Source organism: Burkholderia sp. Bp9142 (assembly GCF_003853415.1).
In the GTDB taxonomy this organism is placed as follows: Bacteria; Pseudomonadota; Gammaproteobacteria; order Burkholderiales; family Burkholderiaceae; genus Burkholderia.
Genome location: NZ_QTPP01000003.1, coordinates 21504 through 35540 on the forward strand (window position 1 = coordinate 21504; position 14037 = coordinate 35540).

Consider the following 14037-nt stretch of genomic DNA (forward strand, 5'->3'; position numbering starts at 1 on the left):
TGGCAGGAGCCGCGCGGGGGAACGGTCTGTAGTTTAGGCGATCGATCGGGCCGGCGACGCAGCGATGTTGCTGCGCCGCGCAATGGCCGATTCGCGCGTTCCGCCCGGCTATGCGTACTTGTCGCCGACCATGCTGCGGATCGGATGCGTGTCATAGACGATGATCATGCGCTCGATGCGCGCGTCGTCGTCGAATTCGAATACGTCGACGCACTCGAACCGCACGGCGGAGCCGTCTTTCAGTACCCAGTCGTAGACGAAATAGCCGGTGGCCCGACGTGCGCCCGTCGCGCTGACGCAGATGTCGATCGGCGTGATCCGGCTTTGTCCGGATGCCGCCGCGACTTTTTCGAAGAAGGGCTGCGGCGTCATCCAGCCGAGAAACGGCGAGCAGATCCGCGCGTCCGGCGCGAACAACGCACAGATCGCAGCGACGTCGCCGCGTTCGAGCGTTTTCAGGTAGGTATCGACCTGCCGCGTGTATAGTGCGTCGGACGAAGAGACCATGGTATTTCTCCGCTGATTGTTGAACGAGCCATCCGCGACAGCCGTCGCGATCAGGTTCAACCACGATAGCGATGCAGCGATGACCGAACAAACGAAAAATCCGCAACCCGGGTATGCCGCCAGCGCATATCCGCTGGCGGATCTGACCCGCGCGCTGCCGCCGCTGACGGCGTTCCAGGCATTTGTCGCCGCCGCCGAACTTGGCAGCTTCAACCGGGCCGCCGAGCATCTGTGCCGGACCCAGGGCGCGGTGAGCCGTCAGGTGCAGCAACTGGAAGCGCACTACCGATGTGCGTTGTTCGTCCGCCATCCGTCGGGATTGACGTTGACCACGGAAGGCGGCGCGTTGCTGACGGTGGCCGTCGACGTACTCGCGCAACTGGCGCGGCACGCTCACGCCCATGCGCATTCCGCGTCGACGCTGACGTTGCGGTTGCCTTCCACGTTCGCGATTCGCTGGTTGCTGCCGCGGCTGTCGGCGCTCAATCATGCGTTGCCGCGGACCGAACTGCGCATTCACACGTCGGCGGACGACACACCGGATTTCACCGGTGCCGATTTCGATGCCATCGTCGTGCGCGGCACCGGAAGCTGGGCGGGCATGGCGGCGGTCCCGCTGTTCGACGAATGCCTCACGCCAATGTGTACGCGCGAGGCCGGCGCGTCGTTGAAGTCGGTCGCCGATCTCGCGCATGCGACGCTGCTGCATCCCGCGCGCGATCGCGACGAATGGCGATGCTGGCTCGACGCCGTCGGCGCCACGCAGATCGACCCGGGCACCGGGCTCGTATTCGATACGCTCGAACTGACGCTGACGGCCGCGGCTCAGGCCCACGGCGTCGCGATCGGCGACCCGCGCATGGCGGCGGATCGGCTGGAAGCCGGAACGCTCGTCGCACCGTTTCCGGACGTGGTGCGCAACGGTCTCGGCTATTACCTCGTCTACCCGGTGCAGCGCGCCGCGCAACCCGCGATTCAAGCACTCTCGGACGTCCTGACGCGCCTCGCGCGTGAGGATTGAGATCGCAACAAGCGTGCGTCGGGCGGTTGGCTAAACCGGAATCGACCGCCCGCGCATCCGGATCCCGAGCCGCACGAGGCCGATCACAGCATTCGACAGCCAGGTGAGCAAGCGCGGCATGCCGCGCCGGCGGATATCGAGCAGCAGCACGATCCGCACTTCGTCGCTGTCGTTCCATGCCTCGTGCACGAAGGTGTCGTCCCACAGCAGGAAGCGGCCTTCCTCGAGCCGGTATTCGCGGCCGTCGACCTTCAGCACGGCGGCCGGCGTGCCGTCCGCGCGCTTCGGCATCGACAGCACCAGATAACCGCGCAGGATGCCGCGGAACGGCCCGCGGTGCGGCGGGATGTGCTTGGCCGGCGCGAGGAACGACAGCGACGCGGACAGCACGTCCGGCGACGCCGCGACGAGCGATGCGACGGTCGGGCAGCGCGACAGGTTGCGCGGGAACGGCTGGCCATAAGCCTGCATGATGAACATCCGCCAGTCGCGCGCATCGTTGGCCGAGATGTCGTGCTGCTCGCGCATGATCTCGTGAAAACGCGGGATGCGCGGCAGGTCGCGCGCGACCGCCAGCGCTTCCGCACGGATCGCGGGCCACGCCCGGACAAAACGCTCGGCGTCGGGAAACGCGGCCGTGTCGAGCACGGCGCCGCCGTCGATATGGCGGTCATACAGCGTGCGAAGCAGGCCGGCTGCATAGTCGTAAGCGACGGACATGATCGAGGGGCGGTCCACAGGGTGTCGTCAGTCTGCCCCACGCGCGGTGGGGCCTGCGTTACGTCAGGTTACGCCGGCTGACGAAAGAATGACAGTTCGTCGAACGTCCGGCGCGCGCGGTCCGGGACGCCGGGAATAAACGGACGCCTCGCGTCGTCATACGGGATGTAGCACGTCGTCTCGTTGACTTCAGAGGAGTGGAGCATGAATACGCATTGGCTGGTGGCCGCCACGGTGGTGGCGATTTCCGTCGCGACGGTCGCGACGACTGCGTCGGCACAGGCACTGACGCGCGCGCAGGTCAGGCAGCAACTGATCGACGCTGAAAACAACGGGCTGCGCTTCGTGACCGACACGTCGTATCCGGACGTGAGTCCGCTATTGCGGCGGCAGGTCGAACAGATGCCGCAGCATCAGGCCGAGACCGCGGTCGGCAGCGATCCGGCCGCGACTTCCGATGCGGGGAGGCCGGCGGTGCTGCCGGCCCGCCCGCCCTCGGCCGCGTGCGTGGGCCCCGAGAGCTTCTGCACGCCCTATTTCGGAAGCTGACACGGTGGCCCGCGTCGGCGGGTTAGACATTTACCACGTTTGATCGGTACGCAACATTGAAGGAGTTTGTGATGAAAACTTGTATCGTACTACTGATGATGATCGGCGCACTCTCCGGTCAGTCCGCATTCGCGCAATCGAATGCGCCGCTTACGCGTGCCCAGGTTCGCGAGGAGCTGATCCGTCTGGAGGCGGCCGGGTATGACCCGTCGAAGGGCGACGACGGCGAATATCCGGCGGACATCCAGGCCGCGCAAGCGAAGCTCGCCGAGCAGGATCAGGCGAGGATGGCGGCTTCGGCAGCCGCGCATGCGCAGGCCTCCGGCATGCCGGCGCAGGTCGGCAACTAGGGCGCCGATATGTACATATGCGCCTTCAGGCCGTCGTGTTCGCGTTCCGGCAATACGCATGCCGTTCGCGGCGCGCGGCCTGGACGAACGGTACGGACGGCCATGCCGTCGATTGCGCGCCGCTTCGCGCGGCGCCGCGATCGTCTCGTCGTCCGGTTCCGATGGGCGCGCCGGTCGAGCGCAGGATGAGCAGGGATCCGGACGATATCGCGATCCGTACCGGCCGGGTTTGCGCCCGCGACGGCGTGCCGGGAGGCGAGTGGCGAGCCTACCAGGGCATCATCCGTTGCATGACCTGGTCGCGCAGGACGAAACGATGCGCGACCGCGGCCGCGACGTGAAGGCAAATACCGCCGAACAGCACCCACGCGAGGATGCCGTGCACGTCGCCCATCGCGTGCCCGAATCCCGATCCGGCCGCCGACAGCGCCGGCAGCGGGACGATGCCGACCAGCGTCACGGCCCATGCACGCGACGACGCATTGATCCAGCCGAGCAACGGCACCGCGATCAGCAGTGCATAGAGCGCGAAATGCGTTGCGCCTGACAGCGCGCGCATCGTGGGCGTCAGTTCGTCGGCGGGCGGACGATGCGTCGCGCGCCAGAGTACCCGACAGGCCATCGCGGCGAGCAGCGCGGTGCCCACGATCAGGTGCGCGGCGATCAGCCCGACCGGGCGGGTATCGCGATGCACGTCGGGCATCGTCCAGCCGATCACATACTGCGCGACGACAAGCGCCACGATCAGCCAGTGGAGAAGGCGCGCGACGGCGTCGTATCGGGTGGGCGTAGACATGAAAGCTCCTGGCAAGCAGTGGGACCGCATCTTTCGACGGATTCTACGGCGGGATCGTTAACGAGACGTTAAGGGCGCGCCCGCGCGCCGGGTTCGGCCGGTAATGCGACAAGGGCGGAGCCGCATGGTCGATTCGTGTGCAGGCGTCTGCAATCGCGTGCGCCCGACTTGTGCACGCAACGCAGCGAATTGTAATGGCGCCGTCTCACGCGTCGCCGATCATGACGAACGCTTGAGGTTTGCCGCCGGTATTCCCGCTACGATCGGCCGCGATATTCAAGCGGCGTTCTTCGTTTCCCTTCAATTCGGTTTCAGATTGACCCGCGCAACGCGAACGGGAGCATCTTCACCGTGACACCCTCGACGATCGGGCGCTGGCGAGCCCACCTGCTGATCGCTGCGCTGGCCGGCATGTTCATTCAATGTTGCGTGCTGGTGTCGTTGCTCGTATTGCGCGTGCCCGAAGCATTCTTCACCACGATGATGTTTCGCGCGTGGGCCTTCGTTGCTGTCGGGACCGCCATCCTTGCTGCCCGCAAGCTGTCCGAGGCGGCGTTCAGGGCAGCAGCCGTCCGCGGACACGTGCGTGTGACCGGAATCGATCGACGCACGGTAGTCGTGTCATCTGATTGCGCATACCGTTTGCTTGTCGTCCTTCATATCAGGCTCAACGGGAACCGGTTCGCCCGGGTGTACGCGTAAGCGCACCTTCGCGCCTGCCGGTGCCGGTGCCGGGCCGGGATGGCATGGGCAATCACGGGGGGAAGCATGGTTTTGCTGCATCTGTTGCACTGGCTGGGCCCGGCACTGTCGATCGCCTGCGGGATCGGCGCGGTGCTGGGCATTGCATACGTCGCGGTGGCGAGCGTGTTGATCGGCCGGTTCTTTTCGCGGCCGGTGGCGGTGCCGTGCGACTATCCGGGCGTGACCGTCGCGAAGCCGCTGCACGGCGACGAATGGCATCTCGTACAGCATCTCGAAAGCTTCTTCGTGCAGGATTATCCGGGGCCGGTTCAGTACCTGTTCGGCGTGCACGATGCGAGCGACGCCGCGCTCGCGGCCGTCGACGTGTTGCGCGCGCGCTATCCCGGCGCGAACATCAAGGCTGTCGCGGATGCGCGGCTTTACGGGCCGAACCGCAAGATCGCCAATCTCGTCAACATGCTCGAACACGCGGAGTATTCGGTGCTCTGTCTCGCCGACAGCGACGTGCTGGTCGAGCGCGATTATTTGCGCGCCGTCGTCGGCGCGCTACAGCAGACGAATGTCGGGATCGTGACGAGCGTGTATCGCGGCGTCCCATCGCCCGGCTTCTGGCCCGGCGTTGCCGCCACAATGACGAATTTCCACTTCCTGCCCGGCGTCGTCACCGGGCTCTTCATCGGGCGCGCCCGGCCGTGCTTTGGTCAGACGATAGCGATCACGCGCGCGACGCTCGAACGCATCGGCGGGCTGACACGCTTCGCACATCACCTGGCCGAGGATCACGCGCTCGGCGAGGCGGTTCGGCAGATGGGCGCCCATGTCGCGATCCCGCCGTTCGTCGTCGGGCATGCGTGTGTCGAAGAAACGTTCGCGACCCTGTTTGCGCATGAATTGCGCTGGAGCCGCACGATCCGCGCGGCCGATCGGCCCGGTCATGCCGGCTCGGTACTGATGCACCCGCTGCCGCTCGCGCTGCTCGCGGTGCTGCTGTCCGGCGGCGCGGCCGCCGCCTGCTGGCTGACGGTCGCGGCGCTCGTCGCGCGGGCGTTGCTGGTGCTCAGGACGATCCGTGCGGCCCGCGTCGGCATGCGCGGCGCAATCTGGCTGCCGTTCGTGGACATCCTGCAGTTCGTGATCTTCGTATCGAGCTTCTTTTCGTCGCAGGTCATCTGGCGCGGCACGCGCTTTCGCGTCGACCGCGAAGGGATGCTGTCACCGGCGGGCGAATCATGACGCAACGGGAGACGACCGCGGGTGACACCCGCGCGGAGCCGCCGCCCGCGCGCCGCGACGCGCGGCTCCGGCATGCGGGGCGCGCGGCCGCGCTCGCCGGTCTGGCGATCGCGGTGTGGCTGATCTGGCGCGAGCATCCGCTGGAAATCCTGCAGCGCCTGCAGACCGCCGGCGCCGGGCTGGTGGTCGCGGCGCTCGCGCATATCCTGCCCATGCTCGCGAATGCGTGGGACTGGCGGATGCTGATCGGCGGCCGGCGCCGGCCATCCTTCGCGACGATGCTGAAGCTCGTCTGGATTCGCGAGTCGATCAACGGATTGTTGCCGGTCGCGCGGATCGGCGGCGAAATCGTGTCGTTCGGTTTGCTGCGGCAGGCGGGCGTGCGGCCGGCGACCATCGTGGCGAGCCTCGTCGCCGACATGCAACTGACGCTGATCAGCCAGCTGGTGTTCGCGCTGGCCGCGATTGGCTATGTGCTCGGGCATGCGTCGTCCGATGCCGCGCGCGTGGCCGCGAACCTTGCCATCGGCATGGCCGCGCTGGTGCCGGTGCTGCTGCTGTTCGCGCTGATGCAGCATGCGCGGCCGTTCGAGCGCGCGATGCGGGTGCTCAATCGTGTGACGAGCGGCAAGGTGGTTGCACTCGTCGGCGAATCGGCGCGCACCGATCAGTCGATTCGGATGATCTGGCGCAAGACCGGCACCGTGGTCCGCTATCTGGCGATCTGGCAGACGCTGCAATTCATCGGCTATGCGCTGGAAATCTGGCTCGCGCTCCATTTTCTCGGCGCGGATCCGACCTTCGCGCAGGCGCTCGCGATCGAGGCGTTGATCCAGTTGCTGAGCAGTGTCGCGTTCGCGATGCCGGGCGGACTGGGCGTACAAGAGGGCGGGTTCGTGCTGATCGGCGGACTGCTCGGGTTCGACGCGCCGACCTGTCTGGCGCTGGCTGGTGCCCGCCGCGTGCGCGATCTGCTGTTCTATCTGCCGGGCTTGCTGGCGTGGCAGCACGCGGCCGGCGCGGCGCGCTCGCCGGACGGAACGAAGCGCGCATCGATACGCAGCGGGGAATCCGCCGGGCCGCGCTGACGCGGCCTGGCGCTGCCTGCCCGACGAGCGGGCAGCGGCGCTGCCGCCGCGCCGGGCGGCGCGGCCGTCAACGCCGTTCGTCGGCGATGTAGCTGCGGATCACGTCCGCGAACGACGTGTCGCCCGTCAGTCCGAGCGCTTGCGCGCGCGTCGTGTCCCAGCGGCCCGGCCAGCTGCCGACGATCTTCTCGACGCGTTCGTCCGGCGCATGGCGGATCCGCTTCACGACGTCGTCGCCCGCGACTTCGCGCAGCGCCGCGATCATCTCGTCGACCGACACCGACAGGCCGGGCAGGTTGATCACGCGCTTGTTGCCGAGCTTCTCGCTGTCGAGCTCGCAACCGGCGACGAGCGCTTCGATCGCGCCGCGCGGCGACAGCAGCCACAGCCGCGTGGAACCCGGCACCGGGCACACGCTTTCCTCGCCGTTCAGCGGCTCGCGGATGATGCCGCTCGCGAACGACGACGCGGCCGCGTTCGGGCGGCCCGGCCGCACGCTGATGGTCGGCAGCCGCAGCACGCGGCCGTCGACGAAGCCGCGCCGCGCGTAGTCGCACAGCAGCAGTTCGGCGATCGCCTTCTCCGCGCCGTACGACGATTGCGGATTCAGCGCGGTGTCGTCTTGCACGACGTCGGGCAGCACGCCGCCGTAGACGGCCACCGAGCTCGTGAACACGACGCGCGGACGATGGCCGCGCGCGCGGCACACCTCGAGCAGCGTGCGCGACGCGTCGAGGTTGATCCGCATGCCGAGATCGAAATCGGCTTCGGCCTGCCCGCTGACGATCGCCGCGAGGTGGAAGATCGCGCCCGTCTGCGTGTCGATCGCGCTTTCGAGCACCGCGCGATCGGCGATGTCGCCGACGATCGACGTCACGCGCGCGTCGCCGAAATCGCTGCCCTTGACGACGTCGAGCAGCACCAGCTCGTCGATCCTGCCGGTGCGGCCGTCGGGGCCGGTCAGCTCGCCGCGCTCGAGCAGCTTGCGCGCGAGACGCTGGCCGAGAAAGCCGGCGCCGCCGGTGATCAGTACTTTCATGTTGTGAGCCCTCTTCGGAATGCCTGGATTACAGATACGGCTTGAGCCAGCCGAGCCCTTCGGACGTGCCGGCCTTCGGGCGATACTCGCAGCCGATCCAGCCGTCGTAGCCGAGCGCGTCGATCAGCGCGAACAGATACGGGTAGTTGAGTTCGCCGATGTCCGGCTCGTGGCGCTCGGGCACGCCGGCGATCTGGATGTGGCCGATACCCGCGAAATCGCGCTTGAGCTTCATCGCGAGGTCGCCCTCGACGATCTGGCAGTGATAGCAGTCGAACTGCACCTTCAGGTTCGGCGCGCCGACTTCCGCGCAGATTTCATGCGCGTCGTCCTGGCGGCTCAGGAAATAGCCGGGCATGTCGCGCGGGTTGATCGGCTCGATCAGGATCGTGATGCCTCGCGCGAAGGCGGCCTGCGCCGCATGCCGCAGGTTCGCCACGTAGGTGTCTCGATGGCGCGCGCGGTCGGCGCCCGGCGCGACCATCCCGGCCATCACGTGCAGCTTCTTGTTGCCGAGCACGCGCGCATAGTCGAGCGCCTGGTCGATGCCGCGCCGGAACTCGTCCTCGCGGCCCGGCAGCGACGCGATCCCGCGTTCGCCGGCGGCCCAGTCGCCGGGCGGCGCGTTGAACAGCGCCTGCTCGAGGTTGTGCGCGTCGAGGCGCGCGCGGATGTCCTCGGCGGCGAAGTCGTACGGGAACAGGTACTCGACGGCCTTGAAGCCGTCATGCGAGGCAGCGGCGAAGCGTTCGAGGAACGCGTGCTCGGTGTACATCATCGAGAGGTTGGCGGCGAAGCGGGGCATGGCAGCGGCTCCTGTGAATGAATGGGGCGGGGCGCACGGCGCCCCGCGTCGAATGGCGGATCGGCAGGCAGCGGATCAGCGGATCAGCGGTTCACGAGTTTCGCGGGCGTGAGCCACACGGCGATCGCACCGATCACGAGCATCGCCGCGAGCACGTACATGCCGGAGGACGTACTGTGCGTGGCGTCCTTCAGGTAGCCGATCACGTACGGGCTCGCGAACCCGGCGAGGTTGCCGACCGAGTTGATGATCGCGATCCCGGCGGCCGCGGCGGAGCCGGCGAGGAACGCGGTCGGCAGCGACCAGAACAGCGGGGCGCAGGTCAGCACGCCGCCGGCCGCGAGCGACAGGAACACGATCGACACTGCCGTATTGTGCGAGTACGACGCGGCGACCGCAAACCCGGCCGCGCCCATCAGCGCCGGCACGATCAGGTGCCAGCGGCGTTCGCGGCGCTTGTCCGCGCTGTGGCCGAACAGGTTCATCACGACGATCGCGACGACGAACGGGATCGCCGACAGCAGGCCGATCTGGAGCGTATCGGTGATGCCGGTGGACTTGACGAGCGTCGGCATCCAGAACGTGAGGCCATACTGGCCGGTGACGAACGCGAAGTAGATCAGTGACATCCACCACATGCGCGGGTCGGAGAACACGGCCTTCAACGAATGACCGTGCTGCTGCTGTTCCTGCGGCTGCGCGGCGATTTCGTCCTCGAGCAGCTGCTTCTCGCGCGCGTCGAGCCACTTCGCGCTGCGGATGCCGTTGTCGAGATACAGGATCGTCGCGATGCCGACGAGCAGGGCCGGCACGGCCTCGATCACGAACATCCATTGCCAGCCGTGAAAGCCCGAGCCGCCGTGAAAGCGCTCCATGATCCAGCCCGACAGCGGGTTGCCGAAGATGCCCGACACCGGAATCGCCGACATGAACACCGCGATGATCTTCGCGCGGCGATGCGACGGGAACCAGTACGTGAGGTACAGGATCACGCCGGGGTAGAAGCCGGCTTCCGCGAGACCGAGCAGGAAGCGCAGCACGTAGAACTGCGTCGGCGTCTTCACGAACGCGAACACGGCGGACAGCAGGCCCCACGTGATCATGATCCGCGCGATCCAGATGCGCGCGCCGATGCGGTGCATCAGCAGGTTGCTCGGCAGCTCGAACAGGAAGTAGCCGAGGAAGAAGATGCCGGCGCCGAGGCCGAACACGGTTTCGCTGAACGCGAGGTCCTGCGACATCTGCAGCTTCGCGAAGCCGACGTTCACGCGGTCGAGATACGCGACCACGTAGCAGAGCATCAGGAACGGCACGATGCGCCAGAACACTTTCTTGTAGGTGCGGTCGAGCTCGGCCGGTTGGGCGGGCGCGGCGGGCGAGCGGCTTGCGGCCGCGTCGAGTGCAGTCATCGTCGTCTCCAGGGATATTGTGTGCCGGCAGCGCGTACGCCGCCGGATTCGTGTGTGTGCTGACGGAAGGGCCCGCGCACACGGCGGGCATGGGAATCGGTGTGGAGTCCTGCGCGATTCGTGCGCGACGCGTTGCGTTACCAGCGCGCGCCGAAGGTCTGGCGCAGCTCGTCGAGCGCCGCGTCGGACAGCGGCTCGGGCTTCGGGTCCGTCATCAGCCACAGCCGCGCGGTTTCCTCGAGTTCCTCGAGCGCATACGACGCGTGCGACACCGACGGGCCCCACATCACCGGGCCGAGACGGTCGAGCAGCACGCCGCGCACCTGGTCGGCGAGCGCCGCGACTTCGGCCGCGACGGCCGGGTCGCCGGGACGGCGATAGCGGATCAGCGGAATGTGGCCGACCTTCATCACGTAGTACGGCGTGATCGGCGGCAGCACGTCGGTGTCGCGCCACACGCCCGCGAGCGTCAGCGCGACGAGGTGCGTCGAATGCGTGTGGACGATGCCGTTGGCTTCGGTGTTGCGCGCGTAGATCCCGCGATGCAGCGCGAGCGTCTTCGACGGCTTGCCGCCCGATACCGGCTGGCCGTCGAGGCCGACCTTCGCGATGTGGTTCGGGTCGAGCCGGCCGAGGCACGCGTCGGTCGGCGTGATCAGCCAGCCGTCGGCAAGCCGCGCGCTGATGTTGCCGGCGCTGCCGACCGCATGGCCGCGCGCATACAGGCTCGCGCCGACGACGCAGATCTCTTCGCGCAGTTTCGCTTCGTTGCTCATCATGCGGCTCCGTCGAGTGCGCGCAGCGCCTTGTCGAAAAAGTCCACCGTGCCGAAGTTGCCGGACTTCAGCGCGAGGGCGAGCGGCTGCGCGTCAATGGTGGCCGTGGCCGGCACGCCCGGATCGATCTGCGCGCCGATCTGCAGCGACTTCACGTCGAGCGCCTGCACGACCGCGCCGGACGTCTCGCCGCCGGCCACGACGAACTTGCGCACGCCGAGCTCACGCAGGCCGCGGGCGATCGCCGCGAGCGTGCTTTCGACGAGATGGCCGGCCGCTTCGACGCCGAGCGCCTGCTGGACGTTCCTCACTTCGTCGGGCGTCGCGGTCGCATAGATCAGCACGGGTTGCGGCAGGTGCGAGCGTGCGAAGGCGAGCGCGGCATCGACGACGGGTTCGCCGCGTGCAGCCGCGAGCGGATCGACGCGGAAGCTCGGTCGCGTCGCGCACCATTCGGCGACTTGCGCGTTGGTGGCCTTCGACGCGCTGCCGGCGAGCACGGCCGACAACCCGTCGATGCGCGGCAGCGAGGCCGCGTTGTCGCGCTGGGGCAGCAATTCCGCGCGACGGAAATTCGCCGGCAGGCCGAGCGCGACACCCGAGCCGCCGGTGACGAGCGGCAGGCCCGCGCATGCTTCGCCGAGCACGTAGAGGTCGCGATCCGACAGCGCGTCGGCGATCGCGAAGCGTGCGCCTTCCGCGCGCAGCTGCTCGATCCGCGCGCGTACGGCCGCCGCGCCCAGTGCGATCGTGTCGTAGCGGATCAGTCCGACGGGCGACTTCGTCTGCCGCTGCAGCACGCGCACGAGATTCGCGTCCGTCATCGGCGTGAGCGGGTGGTTCTCCATCCCCGATTCGTTCAGCAGCACGTCGCCGACGAACAGGTGGCCGCGGAAGATCGTGCGGCCGTTCTCCGGGAACGCCGGGCAGGCGATCGTGAAGCCGCCGCCGGCCGCATCGAGCAGCGCGTCGGCGACGGGCCCGATGTTGCCCGCGTCGGTCGAGTCGAACGTCGAGCAGTACTTGAAGAAGAACTGGCGGCAACCCTGCGCGCGTAGCCATTCGTAGGCGGCGAGCGATTGCGCGACGGCGTCGGCGGCGGGAATCGTGCGCGATTTCAGCGCGACGACGATCGCGTCGGCGTCGACTGCCGTGTCGACTGCGGCGCCGCCGGCGGGCACGCCGATCGTCTGCACGGTACGCATGCCGCTCTTGACGAGCATGTTCGCGAGATCGGTCGCGCCGGTGAAATCGTCGGCGATGCAGCCGAGCAGGGGACGGGAAGCGGAAGCGGTCATGGCAGGCACGTCGTTCGAATCAGCGGGCGGGCGGCAGCGTGATGCCGGGGAAAGTCTTGATCACGGCGGAATCGTCCTCGCCGCCGTGGCCGGCGCTCGACGCGCTCATGAACATCTGGTGCGCGGTGGCCGACAGCGGCAGCGGGAACTTGCTGCGGCGCGCGGTATCGAGCACGAGACCGAGATCCTTCACGAAGATGTCGACGGCCGACAGCGGCGTGTAGTCGCCGTTCAGGATGTGCGGCACGCGGTTCTCGAACATCCACGAATTGCCGGCGCTGTGCGTGATCACGTCGTACAGCGCGTCGGCATCGACGCCTTCGCGCAGGCCCAGCGCCATCGCTTCGGCGGCCGCCGCGATATGCACGCCGGCCAGCAGCTGGTTGATGATCTTCACCTTCGAGCCGATGCCGTGCGTGTCGCCGAGGCGGTAGACCTTGCCGGCGATCGCGGCGAGCACGTCGTCGCAGGCTGCGTATGCGGCGGCGGGACCCGACGTCATCATCGTCATCTCGCCCGACGCCGCGCGCGCGGCGCCGCCGGACACCGGCGCGTCGAGCATCTGCAGGCCCGCGGCCTCGATGCGCGCGCCGAGCGCGACCGCGAACTCGGGCGCGACGGTCGCACTCGCGATCACGACGCCGCCCGGCTGCATCGCCGCGACCGCGCCGTGCTCGCCGAACAGCACCGTTTCGGTCTGCGCGGCATTGACGACGAGCGTGACGACGACGTCGCACTGCGCGCCGAGTTCGGCCGAGCTCGCGCAAGCCACGCCGCCTTCGGCCGCGAACGCCTGCAGCACGGTGTCGCGCACGTCGCATGCGTGCACGCGGAACCCCGCGCGCAGCAGCGAGCGGGCGACGCCGAGGCCCATCGCGCCGAGGCCGATGACTCCAACATTTCGTGACATGGTCAACCTTGATTGATTCGGGAGAGGTTCGGGACAACGGCGGCGCGGGTTCAGCCCGGGCCGCCGCATTCAGCATTCAGCAACCGGTCATCAGCAGATGCCGGCTTCCGCGAGACGGCGGGCGGCGTTGTACATGTGCGTGCGCGCCGCGTTGCGCGCCGCCATCGGATCGCGGGCGCGGATCGCGTCGGCGATCGCCGCGTGTTCCTCCCGCACCTGCCGCGAGAAATCCTCGCGCGTCGCTTCGTTGCGCCGCGTGACCTTCACGCCGGCCTCGAGGTACTGGTTCAGGAACTGCAGCGTCTTCAGGAAATACGGGTTGCCGGTGACGGCCGCGATCGTGCGGTGGAACGCGACGTCTTCCGCGACGCCGTCGCGCCCTTCCGCCACCGCGTCGTCGATCTTGCGCAGCGCATCGTCGATGTCGGCCATGTCGTCGGCGGTGTGGTGCAGCGCGGCTTCGGCCGCGACTTCAGCCTCGATCGCGCGGCGCACCGCGAGCAGGTGCGGCAGCGAACTCGCCTCGACGGCTTCCGCGTAGTCGATCCGCAGCGGCCGGATCGCGCCGTGCTGGTTCACGTACACGCCGCTGCCCTGGCGCGGCTCGACCACGCCTTCGTTCTTCAGCCGCGAGATCGCCTCGCGGATCACGGTGCGGCTCACGCCGAATTCCTGCGCGAGCACGGCTTCCGTCGGCAGCTTGCCGGTGGCCGAGAAACTGCCGGCTTCGATCTGCTTCAGCAACTGCTGCGCGACGTGGTCGCTCATCGCACGGGCGGGAATTTTCTCGAACATGACGCTCTGGTTTGTAAGGTGATGTGGTCATCATAC

The 14037-nt window shown here is 68.0% G+C and carries 16 protein-coding genes; 6 read left to right on the top strand and 10 right to left on the bottom strand.

What is annotated here, in order from left to right:
* Window positions 1-108: 108 nt before the first annotated feature.
* A complete protein-coding gene (locus DIE22_RS04340) occupies window positions 109-507 on the bottom strand; it encodes a nuclear transport factor 2 family protein (protein WP_124494998.1) in 399 nt (132 codons plus the stop codon).
* Window positions 508-586: 79 nt separating this feature from the next.
* On the opposite strand from DIE22_RS04340, the gene DIE22_RS04345 reads away from it, so the two are divergent.
* Window positions 587-1528: a LysR substrate-binding domain-containing protein gene (locus DIE22_RS04345; RefSeq protein WP_124604609.1), complete on the top strand. Its 942-nt coding sequence runs from the start codon at window positions 587-589 to the stop codon at window positions 1526-1528.
* 30 nt (window positions 1529-1558) lie between these two features.
* Here the strand turns inward: DIE22_RS04345 and DIE22_RS04350 are convergent, their stop codons facing one another.
* The gene (locus tag DIE22_RS04350) at window positions 1559-2248 is read right to left on the bottom strand and encodes an aspartyl/asparaginyl beta-hydroxylase domain-containing protein (protein WP_124495002.1); all 690 of its coding nucleotides are present in this window, start codon (window positions 2246-2248) and stop codon (window positions 1559-1561) included.
* A 204-nt stretch (window positions 2249-2452) separates the two neighbouring features.
* On the opposite strand from DIE22_RS04350, the gene DIE22_RS04355 reads away from it, so the two are divergent.
* Window positions 2453-2797, top strand: a complete 345-nt coding sequence (locus DIE22_RS04355) for a DUF4148 domain-containing protein (RefSeq protein WP_124495004.1) — start codon at window positions 2453-2455, stop codon at window positions 2795-2797.
* 71 nt (window positions 2798-2868) lie between these two features.
* Entirely contained in the window at window positions 2869-3147 is a 279-nt protein-coding gene (locus tag DIE22_RS04360) for a DUF4148 domain-containing protein (RefSeq protein WP_124495005.1), read from the top strand.
* A gap of 268 nt (window positions 3148-3415) precedes the next feature.
* Here DIE22_RS04360 and DIE22_RS04365 read toward each other — a convergent pair whose 3' ends face one another.
* Window positions 3416-3943 carry a cytochrome b gene (locus DIE22_RS04365; protein WP_124495007.1) on the bottom strand — a complete coding sequence of 176 codons (528 nt, stop codon included), beginning with the start codon at window positions 3941-3943 and terminating at the stop codon, window positions 3416-3418.
* Window positions 3944-4294: 351 nt separating this feature from the next.
* Here DIE22_RS04365 and DIE22_RS04370 point away from each other — a divergent pair, with 351 nt between their 5' ends.
* The 3 genes from DIE22_RS04370 (at window position 4295) to DIE22_RS04380 (ending at window position 6969) form a co-directional block, all read left to right on the top strand.
* On the top strand, window positions 4295-4645 hold the full coding sequence (locus DIE22_RS04370) for a hypothetical protein (protein ID WP_124604610.1): 351 nt from the start codon (window positions 4295-4297) through the stop codon (window positions 4643-4645).
* A 66-nt stretch (window positions 4646-4711) separates the two neighbouring features.
* A complete protein-coding gene (gene hpnI / locus DIE22_RS04375) occupies window positions 4712-5881 on the top strand; it encodes a bacteriohopanetetrol glucosamine biosynthesis glycosyltransferase HpnI (RefSeq protein WP_124604611.1) in 1170 nt (389 codons plus the stop codon).
* Window positions 5878-6969, top strand: coding sequence for a lysylphosphatidylglycerol synthase domain-containing protein (locus DIE22_RS04380; protein ID WP_124495013.1), 1092 nt, complete (start codon window positions 5878-5880; stop codon window positions 6967-6969). Before hpnI ends, DIE22_RS04380 begins: the two co-directional genes overlap by 4 nt.
* Window positions 6970-7036: 67 nt before the next feature.
* Here DIE22_RS04380 and denD read toward each other — a convergent pair whose 3' ends face one another.
* The 7 genes from denD to DIE22_RS04415 all read right to left on the bottom strand — a co-directional run bounded on the left by denD (window position 7037) and on the right by DIE22_RS04415 (window position 14001).
* The gene (gene denD / locus DIE22_RS04385) at window positions 7037-8008 is read right to left on the bottom strand and encodes a D-erythronate dehydrogenase (RefSeq protein ID WP_124495015.1); all 972 of its coding nucleotides are present in this window, start codon (window positions 8006-8008) and stop codon (window positions 7037-7039) included.
* A 28-nt stretch (window positions 8009-8036) separates the two neighbouring features.
* Complete coding sequence (otnI, locus tag DIE22_RS04390; protein WP_124495017.1) at window positions 8037-8813, bottom strand: 2-oxo-tetronate isomerase; 777 nt, start codon at window positions 8811-8813, stop codon at window positions 8037-8039.
* Between the two features lie 83 nt (window positions 8814-8896).
* Window positions 8897-10222: an MFS transporter gene (locus DIE22_RS04395; RefSeq protein ID WP_124495018.1), complete on the bottom strand. Its 1326-nt coding sequence runs from the start codon at window positions 10220-10222 to the stop codon at window positions 8897-8899.
* A 137-nt stretch (window positions 10223-10359) separates the two neighbouring features.
* Window positions 10360-11001, bottom strand: coding sequence for an aldolase (locus tag DIE22_RS04400; protein ID WP_409410182.1), 642 nt, complete (start codon window positions 10999-11001; stop codon window positions 10360-10362).
* On the bottom strand, window positions 10998-12296 hold the full coding sequence (gene otnK, locus DIE22_RS04405; RefSeq protein WP_124604612.1) for a 3-oxo-tetronate kinase: 1299 nt from the start codon (window positions 12294-12296) through the stop codon (window positions 10998-11000). Before otnK ends, DIE22_RS04400 begins: the two co-directional genes overlap by 4 nt.
* Window positions 12297-12315: 19 nt before the next feature.
* Window positions 12316-13206, bottom strand: coding sequence for an L-threonate dehydrogenase (gene ltnD, locus DIE22_RS04410; RefSeq protein WP_124604613.1), 891 nt, complete (start codon window positions 13204-13206; stop codon window positions 12316-12318).
* Window positions 13207-13296: 90 nt separating this feature from the next.
* A complete protein-coding gene (locus DIE22_RS04415) occupies window positions 13297-14001 on the bottom strand; it encodes a FadR/GntR family transcriptional regulator (RefSeq protein WP_124604614.1) in 705 nt (234 codons plus the stop codon).
* Window positions 14002-14037 lie beyond the last annotated feature (36 nt).